The 21,230-nt window shown below is 69.4% G+C and carries 19 protein-coding genes; 7 read left to right on the plus strand and 12 right to left on the minus strand.

Annotated features, from left to right (window positions below):
* The first annotated feature begins 621 nt into the window (after window positions 1–621).
* On the plus strand, window positions 622–927 hold the full coding sequence (locus PV341_RS01800; protein ID WP_500326148.1) for a hypothetical protein: 306 nt from the start codon (window positions 622–624) through the stop codon (window positions 925–927).
* A gap of 230 nt (window positions 928–1,157) precedes the next feature.
* On the opposite strand, the gene PV341_RS01805 is transcribed toward PV341_RS01800, so the two are convergent.
* The 4 genes from PV341_RS01805 to PV341_RS01820 form a co-directional block, all read right to left on the minus strand.
* Window positions 1,158–1,727, minus strand: coding sequence for a GNAT family N-acetyltransferase (locus PV341_RS01805; protein ID WP_500326150.1), 570 nt, complete (start codon window positions 1,725–1,727; stop codon window positions 1,158–1,160).
* A 623-nt stretch (window positions 1,728–2,350) separates the two neighbouring features.
* The gene (locus tag PV341_RS01810) at window positions 2,351–2,935 is read right to left on the minus strand and encodes a DinB family protein (protein WP_500326152.1); all 585 of its coding nucleotides are present in this window, start codon (window positions 2,933–2,935) and stop codon (window positions 2,351–2,353) included.
* 853 nt (window positions 2,936–3,788) lie between these two features.
* Entirely contained in the window at window positions 3,789–4,811 is a 1,023-nt protein-coding gene (locus PV341_RS01815) for an LLM class flavin-dependent oxidoreductase (RefSeq protein WP_500356472.1), read from the minus strand.
* A gap of 394 nt (window positions 4,812–5,205) precedes the next feature.
* Window positions 5,206–5,982, minus strand: coding sequence for an SDR family oxidoreductase (locus tag PV341_RS01820; protein ID WP_500356474.1), 777 nt, complete (start codon window positions 5,980–5,982; stop codon window positions 5,206–5,208).
* Between the two features lie 177 nt (window positions 5,983–6,159).
* On the opposite strand from PV341_RS01820, the gene PV341_RS01825 reads away from it, so the two are divergent.
* The 4 genes from PV341_RS01825 (at window position 6,160) to PV341_RS01840 (ending at window position 11,057) form a co-directional block, all read left to right on the plus strand.
* Complete coding sequence (locus PV341_RS01825) at window positions 6,160–7,041, plus strand: helix-turn-helix transcriptional regulator (RefSeq protein WP_500356476.1); 882 nt, start codon at window positions 6,160–6,162, stop codon at window positions 7,039–7,041.
* Window positions 7,042–8,046: 1,005 nt separating this feature from the next.
* Window positions 8,047–8,274 (plus strand): hypothetical protein, encoded by a 228-nt coding sequence (locus tag PV341_RS01830; protein WP_500356478.1) that lies wholly within the window; start codon window positions 8,047–8,049, stop codon window positions 8,272–8,274.
* 818 nt (window positions 8,275–9,092) lie between these two features.
* A complete protein-coding gene (gene snpA / locus PV341_RS01835) occupies window positions 9,093–9,857 on the plus strand; it encodes a snapalysin (protein WP_500326160.1) in 765 nt (254 codons plus the stop codon).
* 357 nt (window positions 9,858–10,214) lie between these two features.
* Entirely contained in the window at window positions 10,215–11,057 is an 843-nt protein-coding gene (locus PV341_RS01840) for a phosphotransferase family protein (protein WP_500326161.1), read from the plus strand.
* Window positions 11,058–12,109: 1,052 nt separating this feature from the next.
* On the opposite strand, the gene PV341_RS01845 is transcribed toward PV341_RS01840, so the two are convergent.
* The 3 genes from PV341_RS01845 to PV341_RS01855 all read right to left on the minus strand — a co-directional run bounded on the left by PV341_RS01845 (window position 12,110) and on the right by PV341_RS01855 (window position 14,910).
* Window positions 12,110–12,619: a hypothetical protein gene (locus PV341_RS01845; RefSeq protein WP_500326165.1), complete on the minus strand. Its 510-nt coding sequence runs from the start codon at window positions 12,617–12,619 to the stop codon at window positions 12,110–12,112.
* A 609-nt stretch (window positions 12,620–13,228) separates the two neighbouring features.
* Entirely contained in the window at window positions 13,229–13,780 is a 552-nt protein-coding gene (locus tag PV341_RS01850) for a hypothetical protein (protein ID WP_500326167.1), read from the minus strand.
* A 398-nt stretch (window positions 13,781–14,178) separates the two neighbouring features.
* Complete coding sequence (locus tag PV341_RS01855; RefSeq protein ID WP_500326168.1) at window positions 14,179–14,910, minus strand: DUF6193 family natural product biosynthesis protein; 732 nt, start codon at window positions 14,908–14,910, stop codon at window positions 14,179–14,181.
* 315 nt (window positions 14,911–15,225) lie between these two features.
* Between PV341_RS01855 and PV341_RS01860 the strand changes: the two genes are divergently transcribed.
* The gene (locus PV341_RS01860) at window positions 15,226–15,498 is read left to right on the plus strand and encodes a hypothetical protein (protein WP_500326169.1); all 273 of its coding nucleotides are present in this window, start codon (window positions 15,226–15,228) and stop codon (window positions 15,496–15,498) included.
* A gap of 213 nt (window positions 15,499–15,711) precedes the next feature.
* Here the strand turns inward: PV341_RS01860 and PV341_RS01865 are convergent, their stop codons facing one another.
* The gene (locus PV341_RS01865) at window positions 15,712–16,401 is read right to left on the minus strand and encodes a hypothetical protein (protein WP_500356480.1); all 690 of its coding nucleotides are present in this window, start codon (window positions 16,399–16,401) and stop codon (window positions 15,712–15,714) included.
* A gap of 499 nt (window positions 16,402–16,900) precedes the next feature.
* Between PV341_RS01865 and PV341_RS01870 the strand changes: the two genes are divergently transcribed.
* Window positions 16,901–17,161 carry a hypothetical protein gene (locus tag PV341_RS01870; protein WP_500326173.1) on the plus strand — a complete coding sequence of 87 codons (261 nt, stop codon included), beginning with the start codon at window positions 16,901–16,903 and terminating at the stop codon, window positions 17,159–17,161.
* A gap of 563 nt (window positions 17,162–17,724) precedes the next feature.
* Here the strand turns inward: PV341_RS01870 and PV341_RS01875 are convergent.
* Genes PV341_RS01875 through PV341_RS01890 form a run of 4 tightly spaced genes read right to left on the minus strand, consistent with a single transcriptional unit; the run spans window position 17,725 to window position 21,141 of the window.
* The gene (locus PV341_RS01875) at window positions 17,725–18,921 is read right to left on the minus strand and encodes a serine hydrolase domain-containing protein (protein ID WP_500326175.1); all 1,197 of its coding nucleotides are present in this window, start codon (window positions 18,919–18,921) and stop codon (window positions 17,725–17,727) included.
* 56 nt (window positions 18,922–18,977) lie between these two features.
* Window positions 18,978–19,763 carry a response regulator gene (locus PV341_RS01880; RefSeq protein ID WP_500326177.1) on the minus strand — a complete coding sequence of 262 codons (786 nt, stop codon included), beginning with the start codon at window positions 19,761–19,763 and terminating at the stop codon, window positions 18,978–18,980.
* Window positions 19,760–20,983 carry a sensor histidine kinase gene (locus PV341_RS01885; protein WP_500326178.1) on the minus strand — a complete coding sequence of 408 codons (1,224 nt, stop codon included), beginning with the start codon at window positions 20,981–20,983 and terminating at the stop codon, window positions 19,760–19,762. Before PV341_RS01885 ends, PV341_RS01880 begins: the two co-directional genes overlap by 4 nt.
* On the minus strand, window positions 20,983–21,141 hold the full coding sequence (locus tag PV341_RS01890; RefSeq protein ID WP_500356482.1) for a hypothetical protein: 159 nt from the start codon (window positions 21,139–21,141) through the stop codon (window positions 20,983–20,985). The genes PV341_RS01885 and PV341_RS01890 overlap by 1 nt, the downstream gene beginning before the upstream one ends.
* Window positions 21,142–21,230 lie beyond the last annotated feature (89 nt).

Here is a 21,230-nt window from a genome sequence, read left to right on the forward strand (position 1 = left end):
ACCCGCCGTTGCTGTCGCCGTGGATGTTGGTTTTAAGAGACAGGCCCCGGGTGCTGTGCCGGCTCCGGCTCCCGCTCCGGCTCCGGCTCCGGCTCCGGCTCCCGCTCCGGCTCCGGCTCCGGCTCCGGCGGAGCCCACCCCCGCCGGCTGACCCCCGAGCGAGGGCCCGGCGGACGTCGTCTCGGCGGATTCCCGGGATCGCCGCAACACCTGATCACTGGCGTGTGCGGCTAGGAGCGCAAGCAGCGGCTCGGCTGGGAGTTCCCGGCCGAGCCGCTGCTGCATCGTCGGCGGGAATGCTCCCATAGCCCCGTCCCTCCATGGATAGGGCAAGAACGAAGGCTCATGAACGACCGATCGGACTGGCCGACGGACAAACTGTCCGCGCTCCGCCTCGGCAGGAGGCTGGTTGCGGAAGTCCCGGCATCGCGGTGGCGGGACACCGCAGTCGGTGGGCTTCCGGGCCTCCGTGCTCCGCCGCGGAGCGGGCCAAGCAGGGAAGGTAAGTGAGGTGCCGGCAGTCGCCGGAAAGCCCGCACTACCCTGGTCCCAGGGGGCGAAGCGCGCGCGTTGGGGGCGAAGATGAAGCGCTTGGTCGGAAGATGCACGGAAGCGGCTTACGTGGTGTTGACCGGAGGTCTGGCCGTAGCGGGAGCCGTCGACGAACGAGCTGCCTTCTACCTGGCCGCCGTCGCGTTGACCCTCCCCTCGGGCGCCGTCGCCCTTCCGGCGATGTACGGGGGTTATGCGGCGATCTCGGCGATCGGCTCGATCTGGGCTCCTGCCGCCGGCCCGGACGGGACGGAGGCCGGCTGGCTGAGCCTCGGCAGCGCAACTCTGAACGTGGCCCTGTTGACCTGCGCCGCGATCGCCAATGTCGCCCTGCTGCGACGCATGTCGCGCCATCGGCGCCCGTCCCACCGCTGAGCAGCCTCCGAGGCCCTCGGGGAGACGACCCTCGGCCGCACCCTCTTGGTGGGGTTCCGGGCCGCTGTGCCACGCCCGAAGGGAGGTCCGCTCGTGTGACGACCGGACCGGCCCGGACCAGGCCCCGCCCGCGGCCCCGGCACGGCCGGGGCGGCGCGCCATCACGCCCACGGACGCCCGCCGTCCTGCGGCCGGCTCCGGGCGGCTGCGGGACGGCGGGCGAGCCGGACTCAGACCGGCGTGGAGAAGCGGCGGCAGACGTGGACCCGGGCGAACTCGCCCCGCAGTCGCTCTTCGTCGGCGAGCGTGGCGTGCAGGAACAGTGCGATGGGCCGCAGGCCTGCTCGGGCAGCCTCGATCGCGTGGCCGGGTTCACCGGACGAGGTGCAGTGATTGGCGTAGACGTGCAGGTAGTGGTCGCTCTCGGCGAAGCCCATCGCCCGATACCAGGCCAGGGTGTCCGCGTCGTCGCGTGTCCAGGCGTCCAGCGTGGAAGCCCCGGCGGCCCGGGCCCGCGAGCGGGTCTTCTCCAGCAGTCTGCGGCCGATGCCGCGGTGCTGGTGGTCGGGGTGGACTGCGACGGTGTCGATGGTGGCCAGATGGCCCTCGACGCTGGTGTCCATGATCCCGACGATGCGGTCGTGCTCGTCGACCGCGACCAGGTCCAGGCCCGGGCCCGACGTGCCGGGCCTGGCCTGCAGGACGTCGTCGAAGTAGGCGGTGGTCAAGAAGGCCAGCACCCGGCAGTGCAGCCAGGCGGTCTCATCGGCGGGCGTGTACTCGCGGACGGTGTAGTTCACGGTCGTGATCCTCTGCAGGCGTGGTGGTGTGCGGACGGTGGCTGCAGAGGCGAGAGATCATGCCGCAGATCCTGACCGACCCCGCGGACGGGCGGCAAGCGAGTTTCCCGCTCCCGCGGACCCGGTGCCGGCTACCTGGGGTCGGCCGCTGGTGCCGGCAGGGCGGCGCGGCTGACCCGGCATGCGAAACGCCCGGTCACCAGGCCCTCCTGGCTCCAACGGCGCCTGGCCACCTCCGCCGCCACGGCAACCGCCACCACCGCGTCCGCGATCCGTCACCCGGCAGGTGGCGGCGGCACCGGATCATCGGTCAAGGCCACCAGCACTGTCGTGAACAGCGACCGACCGTGTCCGCGGGACGCCCCAGTTCGGCGGCGATCCGGCGGTGCCCCCAGCCGCCGGCGGCCATCTCCAGCCCCGCGCACGTCAGCCCCGCACCGAACCGGTCCCGGATCCTACGAGGCCGCGCATGCCCCGGCCGGGCGCACCCCGGACAGGCCAACGAACGACGGCAGCAACGGGGTGGGCGGCTCACAGAGTTCATCAGGAACCAGACGCTTCGATGGATCAGCGCCCACGACCGGCATCGCACCGCACGAACATCACGTCACGTGAGACAACCTCTAAGCCTTGACTGGTGCGGCCGACCTGGCGGCCTGCTCGATCTTCGCGCAGTGGGCTGCACGGGCTTCCTCGTCGATCTGCTGCTCGTGTTCGGCGCGCAACCCGGTCCGGCCGTCGAGGCCCTCGCGCAGGATATCGGCGTGCCCGGCATGCCGGATGGACTCGCCGAGGACGTGGACCATGATGGCGAACAGGTTCGTGTCGGCATAAGGCTCCGGCCACCACGGCACGTGGCCGGGGGCGTCGAGGGGAAGCTCGTTGATCGTCGCGTCCGAGTGTTCCCACGTGCGCCGGTAGAACCCGATGATCTGATCGCGGGTCTCGTCCTCGGTCGCCCACAGATCGCTGCCGTTGGAGTCCTGCCACCGGGGCAGCGGTTCCGGGGAAGGGCGGTCGAATACCTCGCCAAAGTACCTGGCCTCGACGGTGGCCACGTGTTTGACCAGGCCGAGGAGGTTGGTCCCGGTCGCTGTCAAAGGTCGGCGGGCGTCGTATTCGGACAAGCCGTCGAGTTTCCAGAGAAGCGCCTTGCGGTCCCGCCGTAGTCTCCCGAACAGGTTGTCTTTCGCGAATTCATCGATCATGCGGCATGAGCCTGCCATGGGCTGCTCGTGGTCTCAAGATCCCGTACGTGGTCCGCGACGACTGGCAGAGCCGAGGCCTGGCCATGACCGCCCGCCCTGACCTGCTACAAGAAGCTCGCGGAACGTGCCACGCGCTGAGGAACGGCAGCACTATGCGGTTTCGTTCTCCCGTCTCCCATGGCGCCCCGATGGCTGAACGCTGGGGGTCTGCACCATCAACGCCGATCTCACCGAGAGCCGGCGGGAGCGGGAGCGCCTGGCGGTTCTCGGTGGGGCGGGCACGCGTTTGGGCAGCACCCTGGATCTGATGCAGACCGGTCAAGAACTAGCCGATCTTGCCGTGCCCCTCGCCGACTTCGTAGCCGTGAACCTGGAGCACTCGGTTCCATTGGGCCAGGGGCCCCCGGCGTGCATCGGCTCGATCGGCGAACGCTTCCCCGTTCTTCAGCGGGCCGGCGTGGCATCGGTCCGCCCGACCGGCGAGTCCCGGCTCGTACCGAAACCGGACACCTCTGCGGGCTCATGGGTCGTCAGACGCCGGAGATGGCGCAAAGGGTCCGGGAGACCGGGATCCTCTCGGTGATGGTCGTGCCCATCCGTGCGCGGCGCGTACCGCCGGGGCTGGCCTCGTTCGTCCGCACCGAGAATCCGACACCGTTCCAGAAGGACGATCCGCTCCTGGCCCAAGAGGTCGTCAGCCGCGCCGTGGTGGTCGTCGCCAGAGTGCTCCCCTACGCTTCGGCACCCGGGATCGGGGCCTCCATGAGCACGAGACGCTCGCCCCCATGCGGATAGAGGTGAGGGGTGCCGGACGGGGCGGCCCGTCGATTCGGACCGCCCCATCGAACGATGCTCAGCGCCAGCCGAGTTCCGGTGCCACGTGGGTGAGGATGCTGTCCAGCACATGGGCGTTGTAGTCGACCCCGAGCTGGTTCGGGATGGTCAGCAGCAGGGTGTCCGCGGCCTGGATCGCCTCGTCGTCCCGCAGCAGCTTCACCAGTTCCTCCGGCTCCGCGGCGTAGGAGCGCCCGAAGACGGCCCGGGTCGTGTCGTCGATCATGCCGACCTGGTCCCGGGAACCGCGGTCGCGGCCGAAGTAGGCCCGGTCGAGGTCGTTGGTCAGGGCGAAGATGCTGCGGCTGACCGACACCCGGGGCTCCCGGGTGTGGCCCGCCTTCCGGTACGCCTCGCGGTACGCCTCGATCTGCTTGCGCTGCTGGACGTGCAGCGGCTCGCCCGTCTCGTCGTTCTTCAGCGTCGAGCTCTGCAGGTTCATCCCCAGCTCGGCGGCCCAGACGGCGGTCGCGTTCGATGCCGAGCCCCACCAGATCCGGTCGCGCAGCCCCTCGGAGTGCGGTTCGATCCGCAGCAGCCCGGGCGGGTTGGGGAACATCGGGCGCGGGTTGGGGGTGGCGAAACCCTCGCCGCCGAGGACCGTGAGGAACGCCTCGGTGTGCCGGCGGGCCATGTCGGCGTCCGACTCGCCCGGCGTGGGGTGGTAGCCGAACAGGCGCCAACCCTCCACCACCTGTTCCGGTGAGCCGCGGCTGATGCCCAGTTGCAGCCGACCGGCCGATATGAGGTCGGCGGCGCCCGCGTCCTCGGCCATGTACAGCGGGTTCTCGTAGCGCATGTCGATCACGCCGGTGCCGATCTCGATCTTCGAGGTCCGCGCGCCGATCGCCGCGAGCAGCGGGAACGGGCTGGCCGCCTGCCGGGCGAAGTGGTGCACGCGGAAGTACGCACCGTCCACGCCGAGCTCCTCGGCGGCGACCGCGAGATCGATCGACTGGTGCAGGACATCCGCGGCCGACCGGGCCCGGGAATGCTCGCTGGGCGACCAGTGGCCGAAGGAGAGGAATCCGATTTTCTTCACATCATGTCCAGCGGTTGGAGGTTTCGTTCGATTCCCGCCCCCGTTCATTTCTCCAGGTCGGGGAACGGTACGAGGTCAAACGCGGCCAGTACCTCGGCGACGGCGGTGCGTGCTCTCCTCCGGCGTCGGGGACGGCGGCACGCCCGGTGTGCGTCCCGGCCCGAGGTCATGAACCGCTCGGCTGGCGGGCCGGGTGCAAGGGCGGCCACAGCGCGCATCGATGCCCCCGGTTGGCCATCCCGTACCGGATGCCATGTACGTGCATCAGGTTGCCGGCCCGGACGGTGAAGGGGCGGTCGCCATCCGGGAACGACCCAGCCGGCAGTGCGTAGCAGGTCTCACTGGTGTGGTGTCCGTACCCGTCCTGCGCAGCGTCGACGTGACCGGCCTGATGTCAGCTGGGCTGGGCCGTCGGCATGATGAAGACCTGCGGGAGATTGACCCTCAGCGGCATGGAGGCGATGAAGCCAACCGTCTGCGCGATGTCGTCCGACTGGAGCCAGTCCATGGTCTCCTTCGACCCCTCCAGCCACGCGCTGGCGCCGGGGTCAGTGACGTGCTCCTGCAGCTCCGTGCCCACGATCCCGGGCTCGATTGCGGAAACCCGCACACGCTTCGGGCCCAGCTCCACCCGGAGGTGCTTCGACAGGTGCGAGACGAACGCCTTGGTGCCGGCGTAGACGGCGAAGGTCGGGTAGAGGTTCTGTGCGGCGCTCGACGAGGTGTTGATCAGGTCGGCGACGCCGCGCTCGGTGGCCGCCTCGACCAGCTGCGGCGTGAACGCGCCGATGACGTTCATCAGTCCGGAGATGTTCAGGTCGATCTGGCGCTGCCACTGGTCGGCGCGCAGCTCCTCGACGGGCGCGGGCAGCATGACGCCGGCGTTGTTGAACAGCAGATCCGCGCCACCGAGGTCGTTCTTGACCTGGTCGGCGGCGGCACCCACGGCCTGGGCGTCGGTCACGTCCGTGGCGATCGCCAGTGCGGTGCCGCCGTTCTTTTCGATGCGGGAGACCAGCTCGGCGAGCCGATCCCCGCGCCGGGCCAGCACGGCGACCTTGGCTCCCAGCGATGCCAGGTGTTCAGCGGACGCTTCGCCGATACCGCTGGAGGCGCCTGTGACGACGGCCACTCGGCCGACGAGCGGAGTAACAGAGGTCTGCGAGGTCATTGAGGGATTACCTTCCGTGGAACCTTCGGGGGGGGGCGGTCGCTCATCCGGGCCGCTCATCCAGCACACCACCACCAGACCCCCTGCCAGGACCGCGTGCGGCACCCTGCCGAGGCTGGTACCGACAGGACCACCCAAACCGGGTATCCGGCACACACAGGGCGCCACACTGGGTGTATGGACACGCGAAGCGAGCTCGCCGACTTCCTGCGTACCCGGCGCAGCCGATTGACCCCTGACCAGGCAGGGGTGCCCGAGGACGGCCGCACACGCCGGGTTCCGGGACTGCGTCGGGAGGAGGTCGCCCGACTCGCCGGGGTGAGCACCGAGTACTACATACGGCTCGAACAGGGTCGAGCCGGGAACCCGTCACCGGAGGTCCTTGAGGCCTTGGGCGGGGCCCTGCACCTGGACGCGACCGAGAGGGAACACCTGAAGGATCTGCTGGCCCGGCCGAGCGCGGCCACTCGTCGCGCCCCCACCGGCCCGCAGCGGATCCGCCCGGGTCTGCTCCTGATGCTGGAGACGCTGCAGCACGTGCCGGCGTACGTCCTGGGTCGGCGGACCGACGTCCTGGCATCGAACCGACTGGCGCGAGCCGTCCTCACCGATTTCGACGCCCTGCCCGTACCGGCGCGGAACCTGGCTCGCTACTACCTGCTGGACCCCTCCGCCCGGCAGACCGTCGGCGGCTGGGAACGCATCGCTGCCGAAACCGTGGGCATACTCCGCCTCGAGGCCGGGCGCCGGCCCCATGACCGGCAACTGGCCGACCTGGTGGGCGAACTCATGCTGCGGTCTCCTGAGTTCACGACCTGGTGGAACGATCACCGGGTGCTGCGTTGCACCCACGGCGCCAGGGCTCATCATCACCCCGTCGTCGGTGACCTGCACTTCGTCTTCGAGTCCTTCCCAGTCCCCGGGGACGCGGAACAGACCCTGTACGTCTACAACGTGGAACCGGGCTCACCAACCGAACAGGCACTGCGCCTGCTCGAGTCCTGGAACGCACCCGCCCCTGATCACAGGCCGATTCGCCCCACTCCGCCCCCGGCCTGACGCCACAGAGCCCTCAGCCGCGGCAGGAACCGTGAAAGGAGCGGTTCCCCCCGATCGGCCGAGAAGGAACCTCCGATCGGCGAGTGGCCGCCCCTTACGTGCGGCCTACGAATTCCGTCGAATCAGTAGCTGGCGTTTCTCAAATAAATTCATGCAGGCGCTGCAGAAGCGGCTCCGAGTCCGAGCACGGGCATTTTGAGCTTGCCCTTTTCTGAGAGGATGCGCCGATTGCCGTCTGCGTCCTTCTCGAAAGTCCGATAAGGCTTGAGGCCCGACTGCATGGCTCCCGGAGCAATGCAGTCGGCGACGTAAAGCTCCGCGTCGATATTGAGATGTCATCGTTGCGTAGGTATGGGAAACTCGCTGCTGGCGATGAGCGTCTCGGCTTCGGTGCCCGGTATCGGAGCCTCCACGAGCACGAGGCGCTTGACGTGACGGGGGTAGAGGGTGGCGTAGGCGTAGCCGACCGACATTCCGGGTCGTGACGGACAAGGGTGATGGGGCTTCTCGCACCGAGATGGTCGAGCAACGCTTTGATGTCACCCGCCATTGTTTGTTTGTCCCACTCGCTCTCAGGCTTCGACGATCCGCTGACCCCCGATAATCGGGAGCCACGACGAACCAGCCATCGGAATGTAGTGGCTCGATGACGTGACGGAATTCCCACCAGGTCACGGACCCCGGTGCCAACGTGTGGCCGGGAGGGTCGAAGGACACCATCGACCGGCTCACACCGGACGACATCGCGCACCTCCGGGAAGTCCGGCGCGTTCGACTGGCTCACGCCCGAAGAAGTCGCACAGCGCATTTCCCGGCTCTTATCGATCCGGCTCCTGGACGCAATAGACGACGCTGGCCCACATGTCCACAGCCACGACGGCAAGCACGTGATCTCTGCCTAAGTGCAGTTGACATCTGACGCCCTACGCCCAACCATCAGGCCGGAAATCGAGTCGGGGCCTTGGCTCTGCGGCCTCGCCCCACGGACTTCCCTGGAGGAGGATCATGGGCGCGGTTGTCGTCTTCGCGATCATGTTCATCGCGGGCGCAGTGTTGGCGGCGGACTACCGCGATTCAGTCCACAGGTTCCTGGACTTCTGGAGCATCCTGCTCGACGGCAGGCCCAACGATGTCCTCCCACGCGGCTTCGCCCGTGCCTTCGGAGCCTTCTGGGCCTTCATGGGCGCCACGGGGATCGTCGCCCTGACGGTGAACGCCGTCACCGGCCACTGAGCTGGCCGCCGCCGACACCGCTTGCCTGGCTTGGCTGTGCGCGTCTGACAGGCGTGCGCAGGCAGGGCCGGGGCCATGCCGGTGGAGTTGAGCGCGGTCGAGCAGCGACATCACGCGGTCATGGAGGCCGTCGCGGGGGTCGGCGACTCAATTCGCGGCTCGATATTCGTACGTGTCCACCCAGAAGTGCACCAACTGCCCAGACCGCGGCCCATCGCCTCGTGGTCGACCGGGACGCCGGTCGATGCCCACCGGTCGCCGGCGGCGCCGCCGCTGTACGGCGGGCCCGGCTTCCATCCTGATCAGGACTGAGCGGCGGCGGCTCAGCGGTGAGGGATGCCGCCCAGCACCGAGGGCGACTCCCTGGGAGCGACTCGGGGCCAGTGGGGCGTGAAACAGACGGAAGCCCATATTTTATGATGTCGGTCACAGCGCTCCGCCGACCAACTGGCGCACTTAGTAGACGCGGCGTGGCGGATACCTGAGGGTTTGTCCCTATTTGCCGGAATGCGGATCCCGCCGCACGTCCCGGAGTTCCGCCCGGCCGACCCGCACGCCCGCTGCCCCGCGGTGCAAGGCTTCTGACGTCGCGACAGCTTTCTCTCGCGCCGCCATGTGCGGACTGCAGACCCGCGCACTCCCCCCGGCGAGGTCCTGGGACCTACGAGGCGACGTAGTGGCGGGACCCTTTGCGCTCCCTGTCGAGCCGTTCTAACAATGACCCCCCACAGGACGTCGCTGCAGTTCGGAACCGGTGTTCACGCGGAGTCGACCGCGCACCGGGCGCTCGGCGTCACCGAGTGAGAAGGAGCCCTCACATGAAGTCGTCCCGCACCTCCGCGAGGCTCCTCGCCCTCGCTCTCGGCCTGGGTCTGGCCTCCAGCGCGCTGGGCGTGGCGGTGCCGGCGAGCGCCCAGACGGCAGCCGCCCCGTCCGCTTCCGCAGGTACCTCCGTGGCGCGGTACGACGGGTCGGTTGCGGAGGCCACGAACAACACGGTGTTCTTCAAGGCTGTGCTCAAGTCGGTCGCCGAGAAGCGCGCCGCCCAGCCCAACGCGCAGGCGGTGACCGTCTACTACGACGCCTCCAAGGCACCGACCTTCCGTTCGCAGATAGCGAGCGCGGCCTCGATCTGGAACAGCTCCGAGTCCAACGTCAAGCTCCAAGAGGCGTCGAGCGGTGCCGACTTCTCCTACTACGAGGGCAACGACTCACGCGGGTCCTACGCCTCCACCAACGGCCACGGAAGCGGCTACATCTTCCTCGACTACACCCAGAACCAGCAGGACGACTCGATCCGCGTCGTCACCCACGAGACCGGGCACGTGCTGGGCCTGCCGGACAACTACAGCGGTCCGTGCAGTGAGCTGATGTCGGGCGGCGGCCCCGGCCCGTCCTGCACCAACCGCTACCCGGACGCCACCGAGCGCTCGCGTGTCGACCAGCTGTGGGCCGGCGGACTCGCGCAGGCCCCGGGCACGGTGAACCAGCCCGGTGACCACCTGAGCCCCGCACCGCCGGTAGGGACCGTGACGCCGGGCCACGGTCCGGGGCGTCCGCGCAGCAGCACGCCCTGGAACTGATCGTGTTCCCGAGTGGGAAGCGGCTCGCTGTCGAGGATGGCTACAGCCACGTGCTCAAGACGCTCGTCTGAGCACTCTTGCAGGCCGGCCGACAGACGCTGGTGCTTTGTACGGCTGTCCTGGGAGGGCGGAGCCAGGAGGCGAAGCCAACCCGTACGCAGGCGGTACCGAATCGACTGTGCCGGTAACCGCCACCGTGAGAGTTCATCCTGGCCCCTGCGGGGCACCGAGGTCGACCCGGCTCATCCCCCTTCCCCCCGCGGCATTCGACGCAGGTCAGCTGTACGCAAGTGAGTGACTAGCCTTCATGACGACGGGACAGGGGCCGGGCCTCGGCGACACGGGAAAGCATTGATCATGGGCAGCGAAGTACCCGCGGACTTGCTGGAGATTGTCGATGCGCTGCTGCCGGGCGCTCCCCTGGATCGGGTGCGTCTGGCTGCCGATGGCAATGTCCATCATGTCGTGCTGCTGCCGGGCATCGCGGCCGTGCGGATCAGCAAGCGTCCGTCGGCAGCGGAGGCGCTGCCCCGCCGGATGGAACTGCTACGGGCGATCGGCGCCGCCGGTCTGCCCTTCGCCGTACCGGAGCCGCTCACGCCGGTCGCGGTCTTCGACGGCCGTGCCGCCGTTGCCGTGTCCTGGATCGACGGCGTCGCACTGCCTGAGGATGGAGGGGACCCGGAGCAGATCGGGGAACTCCTGCGGGCCCTGCGGGAAGTCCCCCTCACAGTGGACCTCCGCCAGGCCCTGGCCGCCGCCCAGGACCCAATCCCCACACGGGGCTGGGCCGGCATCCTGGCCGAGGACGTCATCCCCCGCCTGCCCGCGCGGTGGCGCGAGGAAGGCCGGCGCCGCCTCGACGACGCGATCGCCCTGGACCCCGTACCCGACGCGCTCGTCCACGGCGACCTCGCCGGCTCCAACGTCCACTGGAGCCCCGACGGCAAACTCATCGGCGTCCTGGACTGGGACCTCGCCCTGCCCTTCGACCCCGCCATCGACGCCGCCTGCATGGCCTGGCACGGCTGGGACACCATCCGCAACGCCGTCGACCACGCCACCTACCAACGCGCCCGCATCTGGGACCAGACCTTCGGCATCGAGCACCTGATCGCCGTCCTGCCGGGCAAACCTCTGTCCAACGTCGACAGCTACGTCAACCACATCGTCCCCTGGCTCGAACACCACACCCCCTGACAGTCCCACCGCAGGACTGCGTTCGCTGTGCGGCGAGTTCGGCCGGCGTGGGCTCACGTCGCGCTGCCGGCGCCTGATCGGTGCGCTCCGGTTCGCGCGCCGGCACGGCCCGGCGCATCCAGTGTCCGGATCAGCGTCTCGTGGAGCGGGGCGGACACTCCCAGCGTTGGGGGCTCGAGCCGCTTGATGAGGGCCGACCCGCGCCGGAGCAGGGCCAGTGGCTTGCGGTCCAGGCAGACCACGACGTGGTTGGCGGTTGCGGAGTTCTTGGCCGCGGCCTGCAGCAGGGCGTCCGGAAAGGTGTCAGGGGGCTTCCTCGTCTCCCCCGGCCACCGTCCGGGCGAGGCTGTTCAGTGCCGTAGGGTCTCTGCTTGGGGATCGAAGATCAGTCCATGTTCGCGCGCCAGCGCAGCGGCGTATGAGGACACTTCCTCGGCCCTGCTGTACGTCATGACCAGGTACAGGATCGGGCCCGAGGCTTCGTTGACGACCGGTGGTGACGCCCACGGGCTTCGTGGCATGTCATCGGGGTATCGCTCGACGAGCGCCTCGACGTAGGCATCGATATGCGTGGCGACGGTGGTACGACCGCGTCCTCCGATTCCAAGTAGCGCCCGTAGAGCTCGTCGTAGATCGCGCCCGCGTCATCGTCATCGAGCGGGCGCGCGCCTTCCCACACCGCCAGGTCGTAACTCACCGCCGCGTCCTTGCAGGTCCCCGCGCGGGTCGGTCAGCCGGGCATGGCCCTGACGGGGCCACATCCTCCATGGACCAAGGACGGAGTATGAGGGCAGGAGCGGATGGCCATGCGCCCCGACGGAGTAAGACGGCCTCATTCTCCGGGCGATCATATGCCGCCACGTTCTGCACCGACACCGGCCAGTCGGGTCGCCGTCCACCGCCGCCGCAAAGCCATCGTCGGGGCGCTGGCCCGTGCAGCGGCCCTGTGTGCAGGCACCGGAACTTCATCCTGTCGGGGCCGGCCCGATGGCCGTGACCGGCCCACACTGGTCACAGTCATCGGTCTGCTTGCCTGTCACCGACCCGGGCACCTAGCAGTAGTTGTCGTAGCTGGTGCGGTATGCGAGGTCGTACGCGTCCTTGTAGTCTTCCGTGGCCTTTGCCGGAGCGTACGAGTGCCGGTAGTCGCACTTGAGGGTGAGGGCGTCGCGCTTGCCGTCCTTCGCACCCTTCGTCTTGCCCTCGGAGGCGTCGTTGGCGCCTGCAGGCGTATTGGGAGCCGCCTCACCACGACAGTAGTTGTCGTAGCTGGAGCGGTATGCCAGGTCGTACGCGTCCTTGTAGTCCTCCGTGGCCTTTGCCGGAGCGTACGAGTGCCGGTAGTCGCACTTGAAGTTGAGTCCGTCGCGCTTGCCGTCCTTCGCACCCTTCGTCTTGCCCTCGGAGGCATCGTCCGCAGGAAGGTGCGCGGCTCGCGAGGTAGTCGTTGCCGAGATGTTTGTGGTGTCGGCCGCCGCCTGCGTCATCAGCGCGGGCGAGAACGCCAGTGCTGCCGCGGCGACGGGGCTCGCCATGATCGCGATGCTTCGCTTCGCGCGCATAGCTATCCTCTTTCTTCAAGACATTACGTGCGCATGGCGCCTGAACCTGGCCAGGACACATCCCGGGAGCGGTATCCACACCGCGATGCGCTGGGCACCATGAGGGCCGGTGGCTTCCGGCTTGCGACGCCAACTTCCTCGCGTGCGTAATTGGATTACAGCTGCAATTGTGGCGCCTGTGTTTCGACCGTATCGAGCGATGCGTGCGGTGTCCACTTATGGCCTAATGGCGCATGATTGATGCCTCAACTGCCGTAAAAACACGGCGATGACCAGCAGAAATCTCTGCGTTCGCATTGGTGCCTGCGGCAATTGTCAAAGCCTCATCCATGCACGCCACGGCACCTCTGCGCACCTTCCGACATCGCGCGGATGGCAGCGTGCCCCTCCCATTCCGGGCGGCCCCCGGGCGCGGTCCCCCGGGGCGTTGGCGCGATCTGCATCGCCGCTGGCTCGGCAAGACCGACGAAACACGCCCGCATCCGAGACCACGGCGCACGGGCTCCTGACACCCCTCCCAACACTCAAGATCGCGTTACGAACTCCACGGGCCGGGACGGTCACCACGAGAGGCACACGAGGATGCCTAGAGTGGCGGCGGGGACGCGGTCAGCGCTGCCAGAGGAACGCGGCCCGCTCGCAGGGCCGGCAGACGAAGGTGTAACCCAGGCCACCACCACCGAAGTTCGCGGAGGTGGCGTGGTCGTGGCCTTCCTCCAGTTCCGCCACGAACGCCATGGGCGCGGCGCAGGAAGGGCAGGACGGCGTCTCGTCGTTCTGCAGCCAGTCCGGCTCGCCGCCCAGCCGTCCGAGGACGGGCGCCGTCGTGGCGACGTCGACGGGCTGCGGGCGCAGCGCGGTGACGGCGCCGAGCAGCGTCTCGCCCTCGGCGGGGACGGCGGCCGGACCGAGCGGGCCGGTGAACAGGTAGGCGCGGTTGCCACCCGCGGCGGCGTCCCAGTCGTCGCACATGCCCGGGTCGTTCTGGCAGAAGAAGACGGCGACCGCCCCGCCGTCGACGGGCAGGTGCGCGAGGAACTGCAGCGCCCCGGCACAGTTCCGGCAGGTCGGCCACACGAAGCCCTCCGGGACGAGCGGGACTCCGCCGGTACGAAGGACGGGCGCGTCGGGGGCGGCTTCCCCGTCGTGGATCAGGAGCACGGCGACAGCCTAGACGACTGGGTCCGCTGTTCTCAGTGGTCGTGGGCGGTCAGGGATCGTTGGTTCTTGGCGTCGCCACTCCGGTTGTGCCGGATGCCGGCTGCGGGGCGAGGGGGCGTTGCCCGGTGCGTGCGAAGAATCCGGCCAGGGTTCTGCCACCGTGTTGTTCCGGACTGAGCCGACCTGAAGGGGTCGGAGACGGCCTCGATCCACTGGCGGCACACGGGCACGACGTCCATGCCGGCGGCCTCCTCCTTGCGGTCGGGTAGGACCCGGTGGACGTCGAAACGCTCGGTGAGCATCGCCTCGAACTCCCGGCCCGCGAAGCCCTTGTCGGCGAGGGGCCGCCTGTGCGGTGCGGATGAGACGGTGGTCGCGTTCCAGCACCGCGGCTAGGTTCATCCGCCCAGCGCGACTGGCGCCAGGCCGGAAGGCAGATGGTGCACGGCCAGTGCCACAGCCTCCTTCGCCGTGGTGAAGACGCCGAGGTCCTCGTTGGCGATGCTCCCGCCCGCTCCGTACGTGCCATCGCTTTTCGCGGCCAGGTACGGTCCGACGACGGTCAGGCGCGGGCGGGTTGTGGTCGAGAAGCGCAGCGCCCAGTGGCTGGTGAACGGGTAGAGGGCGCGCAGGACCGGCTCGGCGTACGCGGCCTCGATCAGGGCCTGGTACGTCTCGTGCCAGTCGTACTCCATTTCGGCCGCCTCCAGGCGCAGGCTCTGCCACTCGGATTCCGTCAGCCGTGCGGGATCGTGGTCCGGCACCTCAAATCGTCCGGTCACATGCACGAAGGGTGCCGCTCGGCGGATGTCGTTCAGGGACGCCCCGTCGTGCCACGCCAGGGCGGCACTGGCGATTTCTGCCAGGTCGTCTGTCCTACCGTCGATGAGGGCCAGGCTCTGGAACGGTTCCGTGCCCCGGATCGACCAGACTCGTTCGTACGACCAAGCACTGATCTTCAGCGGTTCGCGATGCGGCAAGGTGCTGGGCACAACCGCATGGACCAGGTCCGAGGACCGGACCGGAACGGCGTCGAGGCGACCTTCCGCCGCGGTCCGGAGCGCTGCGGCAAGGCTGCCACAGGCCGCGACGTCGGGGTACAGGACAGCGGGGTCAGGAGGTGTCGGCACGACTCCAATTGTGCCTGAGCCCCTGGTTGCCTGGGGTGGATGCGTTGATGCATCTCTGAAGAGACGATCGCTGATCCTGTGCGGCAGGGTTGGTTCGCAGGGTGAAGACGAGTGGTCTGCGGAGGGACCACGTGGCCAGAGGATGCCAGCGGCGCTGAGCCGGAGTGCGCACGGTGGCGCGCTGCTCTAGTGTCGGAAAAAGGGGTGGTCTGCCGAGCCGACCGCTGCGAGGCCCGCTTCCACGGTCATGCACCGGTCGTGTCCGCTGCTCGGCGCCTTGAGTTCCCGACCGGCCCCGGAGAGCAGGTGCCTCCCATGCGCACGTCGATCCGAATCGCCAGTGTCCTCACCGGTCTGACCGTCGCACTCGGCGGCGCGGCTTTCCCCGTCCCCGCCGCCCACGCGGACATCCCGTCCTGCACGAACATGGTCCGGCAAACGGGCGTCGAGGTTTCCGACGCCGTCACAACGGCGTGCACCCTGGGGGTACACGGTGACCTGAAGGGCTGTGTGAGCGGCCTGACCGGGGCCGGCGTACCGGGCGGCGCCGCCACCGGGGCCTGCCGGGCAGCGGCCAACCCGCCGTGACGGCGCTTGTCGCCGGGGCCTTCACAGGTGAGACCACCTCACCGGGGCCGGCCAAAGGTCGCCACCTGTGGACAGTTGCCTGGCCCGCTTCGTGGGTTGGGAGATCAGCTGCGTGACCTGCCGCACGGGGCCCGCCCCTCATCGGGTGAGCCCACGCACGCGTGACTCCAACTGCACGTACAACCTCGGCGGAATCGAACGGGCCGCAGGTAGTCACTGCCCGGAGGTCGGCGTGCCCTGCGCGGCGATCGACTTGGGGCCGCATGAAAGTCGGGCGGCTTCTCGTGCAACGGCCAGGTCGGCTTCGCTGCCGGGACCGGTCCGGGTGCCGCACTCAAGGGTGCCCGAAGCCTCCGCCGTCCAGCTCTTCGCATGCCCGATGGTCACGGTTTTCGTGCCTGGGCACGTGTACCGGAAGTCCGCCTCGACGACGCGTGTCTCGTTGTACAACACAAATCGGCCTGCCCCGGGCGTCGAGACGGCCCGGCTCAGATTGGGATCGCCCGGTCTTCTGCCGACCTCGGTGAAAGGCATGTCGGCGGAAGTGTCATCCTCCTGGGCCTCGCCTACCAATTGCGCAAGGGAAAACAGCACGTCACGCGACGGCAAGGCTGGACCGCTCGCCAATACGGATGTCTCGGGCCACGAGACCCGGTGCTTGGGTGCCTTCGTGAACGTGCCGCCGCCCTTGCCGAAGGTCTCCACCTCGGAGAGGGCGGAGAGCCGAACAGGCCGCTCGACGTTGAACCACTGGTACGTTCCGTTGACGCAAGCCCTCGGACCCATGGTCCGAGCCGGCACCGACGGCGCTGCCTTGCCTTCGGTGTACGTGGCGGTTTCGGTACACCCACCAGCGCCTGCGATCGCCACGAGGGCGACACCAGTAGCGATCGTTCGCCTCATGGCGATTCCCTCACGTAGTGCTCGGCGAGCGGCCGGGTCTCACCCCTGGAGCGAGGGGCCGATGCATGATCGCATAGTGGCGCACGGTGTTGCGCGCGGCCGCCGTTGAGCCGCCCTCCCTGGAGATCGTTGACGAGCGATTCCGTAATCTCCGCGCTGCTCGGCAAGCAGCAGTTCGGCACGCCCGCACTGTCAGACGCTGGACAGCTGGGACTCCGAAGCCCGGTTCGTGTGGTTCTCGACGCCGACCGATCGCATCAAGGTGGGGCACCTGCGCCGTGACCCGGGAGCAGCGCTGCATGTCCGGGGCGGCAACACACGAATAACTACGCGAATATATGACTATTTAAGCCCGATGAGAAATTGAATTGCATTTCGTGAGAAGCAGTGTTCTGCGGTGTTTTGGCGACGCCGGAGGGCGAGGATCAGCGCATGCCCGGCCGAACGGTCCGGGCAGTCCCGGGGCCGTCAGCCCCCGTTCGTACGGAAAGGCCTGAACATGATCAACGGGTTGAAGAGGGCCGCGGCCCTGGGCGCGGCAACGGTGGCCCTGGCCGCGGGCGCGCTCGTCGGCACGGTCGGCACCGCGTCGGCCGCCCCGCAGGACCACCGGCCGCCGAAAGCGTCGCACCACTGCGCGAAGGTGGCGGGCCACTGGGCACGGCAGTGGCACCCGGGGTTCCGGGACCGGCACCACCGCTGGCACCCCGGCAAGTGGACCCGCGTCTGGCGCCCCGCCCATCACGAGTGCCACCGCTGACCCCGTAGCTGACGCCGGCACCCGCCCGTAGGGGTGGCGGCGACCCGAACCGGAACCGGCCCCGACACGCCGCTAGAAGGCGTGATGGGGCCGGTTCGTCGTGTGCCCCGCACCTGCCGCCAGGTAGACGTCCGCTGGGAGCACCGGTCGGACGACATCGTCGCTTCGAGCAGAGGCGCCGCGGCGGAGGCCCGGTGCACCGCTGAGGTACAGGGTCGTGGCGGAGTCGATCGTGCGGCTTGGATGCGGCCGCGGGCCAGGACCGTGATGCGCGGTCCGCAGGCCGGTGGCCGGCCGGGGCGGTGAGGGCGTGTGGCAGCGTCGCGCCGAGGCCGACCGACCGCGACAGCGTTCCCGGCAGGGCGTGGGCGCGCACGTGGCGGGCGTCCAATGGTGGGAAGCAGACGGCCGCCCGGCCGCCTCCGGACGCTACCGCGGCCCGTGCCAGGTCGAGGACCTGGCACGGGCCGGCCCCGTAGGTGATGACCGTCGAGGCAGGGTATGCCCGGGTGTCCTGCGCAGGCACGATCGCGATGACTCCGGGGCGCGGAGCGCCACCGGGCTCAGGCGGACGGAGCCCCGAACGCAGCCACTATCAAGGCCAGTTCGGTGGAGTTCATGTCCTCGCCCTTCGCGTCCGTGGCACCGACGTTCATCACCATCGTGCGGGACAGGTCGCGGGTGGCGGCGATGACGCTGGTGTAGCCGTACCGGCTGCCCGTCTTGCCCCACACCTCGCGGTCGCCGAGATTGATCTTGGACAGCCCTGCGCTGTAGGAGGCCGGGGCGCCCGAGCCGTACTCACGCACCGGCGCCTCGGGCAGGGTGAACATCTCCTCCAGCTGCGGCCGAGGCACCACACGACCTGTGAACAGCGCCCGTTGGAACCGTTCCAAGTCGGCGGTGGTGGAGATGATGTCGCCCGCCGCGTAGCCCTGCGTCTGGCCCCACACCGTCACGTCGCGGAGCTCGGTCGAGCCGTCGGGGCGCGGAAAGGCCTGGTAGCCGTGGTTGTGGGGTCCTTCGATGCGCGGGTCGGTGCCGGGGTAGAAGGTGTTCTGAAGCCGCAGCGGCCTCAGAATGCGCCGGCCGACCTCCTCTTCGTAGGCACGTCCGGTGATCCTCTCGATCAGCAGACCGAGCACGGTGTAGTTGATGTTGAGGTAGTGCTGCTGGGTGCCGGGCGCGAACTCGGTCGGCTTCGCGGTCGCGTTCTCCACCATGTCCTCGGGCGAGTAGAGATCGAACCGGTGGGCGTAGGCCTCCTCGAGGGTGTCGCCCGGCATGTCGGCCGCCGGGATGCCGCTCGTGTGGTTGAGCAGCTGCCGCACGGTGACGTGCCTGTACGCCGCGGGGATCAGTTCCGGCAGGTAGCGGCGTGCGGGCGCGCTCAGGTCCACCTCCCGCGCGGCGGCGAGCTGCAGGACCACCGCTGCCGTGAACACTTTGGTCACCGAGCCGGCCCGGAAACGGCCTTGCGGATCGGCTGGGCGTCCGCTGTCCAGGTCGTGCACGCCCGCGCTGCCGCGCCACGTACCGTCCGTGCCGCCGACGCGTACGAGCGCGGCGGTGGTGTCGGAGTCGGGCAGGGAGCCGAGCGCCGTGCACAACGCCTCGGTGTCGAGCCCGCCCGTGTGCGCGGCGGAAGTACACGAGGACGGCGACGGGGGCGGAGTGGCCACAGCCGCCTGGGCCGCCGGGAAGGCCACGGCAGTCAGGGCGAGGAGAGCGGGCAGGGCGGTACGGGCACGGGCATTCATCTTGTGATCTCCTGACGACGGGAAACGGCGCGAACCGTTGCCTGCCATCCTGTTGATCACAGCCCCCGAGCGGATCGCCCGGGCGAGCGGTCTTGGTGCGGACGTCGACTCGCCCCCGCGGCGGAGCCGGCGGGCCCGCCTCCTCCGGGAGAGGGATCACGCACCGGGAGACCGGCGCCGGCCGGTCCCCCCGCAGTCACCAGTCCGGTCTCGTACGCGCAGATGACCGCCTGGATGCGGTCCCTGAGTCCGAGCTTCGCCAGCACGTTGCCGACATGGGTCTTCACGGTGTGCTCGCTGACCGTCAGCGCGGCCGCGATCTCGGCGTTGGACAGTCCCCGGGCGAGGTGCAGCAGGGTCTCGCGCTCGCGTGCGGTCAGCGCGTCGAGCCGGTCCGACGCAGGCGCCCTGGCCGGCCGGGGCCGGCTCCTGTACTCCTCGACCAGCCGGCGCGCCACCGTGGGGGCGAGCAGGGAATCGCCCTCGGCCACCACCCGCACCGCGTGGACCAGATCGTCGCGCCTGACGTCCTTGAGGAGGAAGCCGCTCGCTCCCGCATGCAGCGCCTCGTACACGTACTCGTCGGAGTCGAAGGTGGTGAGCATGATCGTTCGGCAGTCGGTTGCCGCACTGATGGCGCGACACGCCTCGATCCCGTCCGTGCCCGGCATCCTGACGTCCAGGAGCGCCACGTCCGCGCCGTGGAGCCGCACGGCCTCCGCCGCCTCGGCCCCGTCAGCCGCCTCCGCGACCACCTCGATGCCGGGCTGGGCGTCGAGGATCATGGCGAAGCCGCTGCGTACGAGCTCCTGGTCGTCGGCCACCACCACCCGAATGGTCACCCGTCCACCTCCATGAAGACATCAGCCAGCGGAAACCGCACTCTCACCCGGAACCCCGTGCCGTCCGGGCCCGGGCCCGTCTGGACGGTCCCGCCGTGCGCCGCGGCCCGCTCCCGCAGCCCGATCAGCCCGTGCCCCGTGCCCCCACCCGGCCTGCCGCCGGTGCCGACAGCGGCCCCCCTGCCGTCGTCGGTGACCGTGATCTCCACGGACTCGGCGCCCAGCTCCACGCACACCGTCGCGGATTCCGCGGAGGCATGTCTGACCACGTTGGTCAGCGACTCCTGCACGATCCGGTAGACGGTCGCTTCCGTGGCCGGTGGCAGGGACCCCGGAAAACCCACGGTCACGTACTCCACGGCGAGGCCGCCCGAGGCCACCTGCTCCACGAGCAGCGGAAGATCGGCCAGAGCGGGCAGGGGTTTGCGGGACGCTGGCTCCGGGGCCTGCGTGTCCTGCCTGAGCACCCCCAGCATCCTGCGGAGCTGCGTCATCGCGTCCCGCCCCGTCTCGGAGATGGCCTCGAACGCCGCCTCGGCACGCTCCGGCGCCGTACGGACCGTGACGGGGCCGGCCTCCGCCTGCACCACCATCAAGCTCACCGCGTGCGAGAGGATGTCATGCATCTCCCGCGCGATCCGCGCCCGTTCGGCCGCTGCCGCCTGCTCCACCTCGATGCGGTTCGCCCGCTCCAGCTGAGTCGCCCGGTCCTCCAGAGCGGCCGTGTAGGCCTTCCGGGTGTGCGTGAGGCGGCCGAACCCGTACGCCGCGCCGAAGAGGAACAACGAGAACAGCAGTTCCCTGGCCTCACCGGAGTTGAGCGCCACCGAAGGGAAGATCAGCGCAAGCGTTCCCGCAGCCACGGGGATGCGCCACCTGGCCGGGGTCAGCTCGGCGACCGTGTAGAGCGCCACCAGCGCGTTGTACGGCAAGGGCTGCCCCGGTCCGTCGAGCGTGAACCGGTAGAGCACCTGCGCGGCAAGGACCGCGGCGAGCGCGGTCACCGGTGCCCGGCGCCGCCATAGCAGGGGCAGCACGCCGAGCGTCGTGAGGCCGTACGACGCCCAGGTGGCGGGCGGCAGTGACGGCGCGCGCGGCACGACGAACGGGATGGTCTCGGCTGCCTGCACGAGCAGCATCAGCCCCGCGTCCACCGTCCAGGGACTGGTGAGCGGCTGACGGACACGGGAGGCGAAGAGCCTCAGGCGGCCGGCCGCCATCAGGGTTCTCTGGCGACCAGGCCGAACTGCGCCACCTCCGGGCCCTGTTCGGCGCCGCCGGGCCGGTGGTTCCGGACCCGCGCATCGCGCGCAACGTCCGAAGGAATGCCTTCCGAGCCCTCCTTCCCGCGCGCCTTGCCCTCGGTCACCTCTGCCACTTGTGCTCCCCTGCGCCGTGAATACCGGTCCTGACCTTGTCAGGATCCGGCCCGGTACGTCGACCCTGGCGGGCCGTGATCGCGTCGGG

This window comes from Streptomyces sp. PA03-1a (genome assembly GCF_033792805.1).
Classification (GTDB): Bacteria; Actinomycetota; Actinomycetes; order Streptomycetales; family Streptomycetaceae; genus Actinacidiphila.

Bases quoted from the DNA above. Each gene is read 5' to 3' on its own strand.
- PV341_RS01840 (WP_500326161.1), top strand. From the start codon at position 10,215: ATGGGCAGCGAAGTACCCGCGGACTTGCTGGAGATTGTCGATGCGCTG.
- PV341_RS01870 (WP_500326173.1), top strand. From the start codon at position 16,901: ATGATCAACGGGTTGAAGAGGGCCGCGGCCCTGGGCGCGGCAACGGTG.
- PV341_RS01845 (WP_500326165.1), bottom strand. From the start codon at position 12,619: ATGCGCGCGAAGCGAAGCATCGCGATCATGGCGAGCCCCGTCGCCGCG.
- PV341_RS01820 (WP_500356474.1), bottom strand. From the start codon at position 5,982: ATGACCTCGCAGACCTCTGTTACTCCGCTCGTCGGCCGAGTGGCCGTC.
- PV341_RS01810 (WP_500326152.1), bottom strand. From the start codon at position 2,935: ATGATCGATGAATTCGCGAAAGACAACCTGTTCGGGAGACTACGGCGG.
- snpA (WP_500326160.1), top strand. From the start codon at position 9,093: ATGAAGTCGTCCCGCACCTCCGCGAGGCTCCTCGCCCTCGCTCTCGGC.
- PV341_RS01860 (WP_500326169.1), top strand. From the start codon at position 15,226: ATGCGCACGTCGATCCGAATCGCCAGTGTCCTCACCGGTCTGACCGTC.
- PV341_RS01830 (WP_500356478.1), top strand. From the start codon at position 8,047: ATGGGCGCGGTTGTCGTCTTCGCGATCATGTTCATCGCGGGCGCAGTG.
- PV341_RS01885 (WP_500326178.1), bottom strand. From the start codon at position 20,983: ATGGCGGCCGGCCGCCTGAGGCTCTTCGCCTCCCGTGTCCGTCAGCCG.
- PV341_RS01865 (WP_500356480.1), bottom strand. From the start codon at position 16,401: ATGAGGCGAACGATCGCTACTGGTGTCGCCCTCGTGGCGATCGCAGGC.
- PV341_RS01825 (WP_500356476.1), top strand. From the start codon at position 6,160: ATGGACACGCGAAGCGAGCTCGCCGACTTCCTGCGTACCCGGCGCAGC.
- PV341_RS01875 (WP_500326175.1), bottom strand. From the start codon at position 18,921: ATGAATGCCCGTGCCCGTACCGCCCTGCCCGCTCTCCTCGCCCTGACT.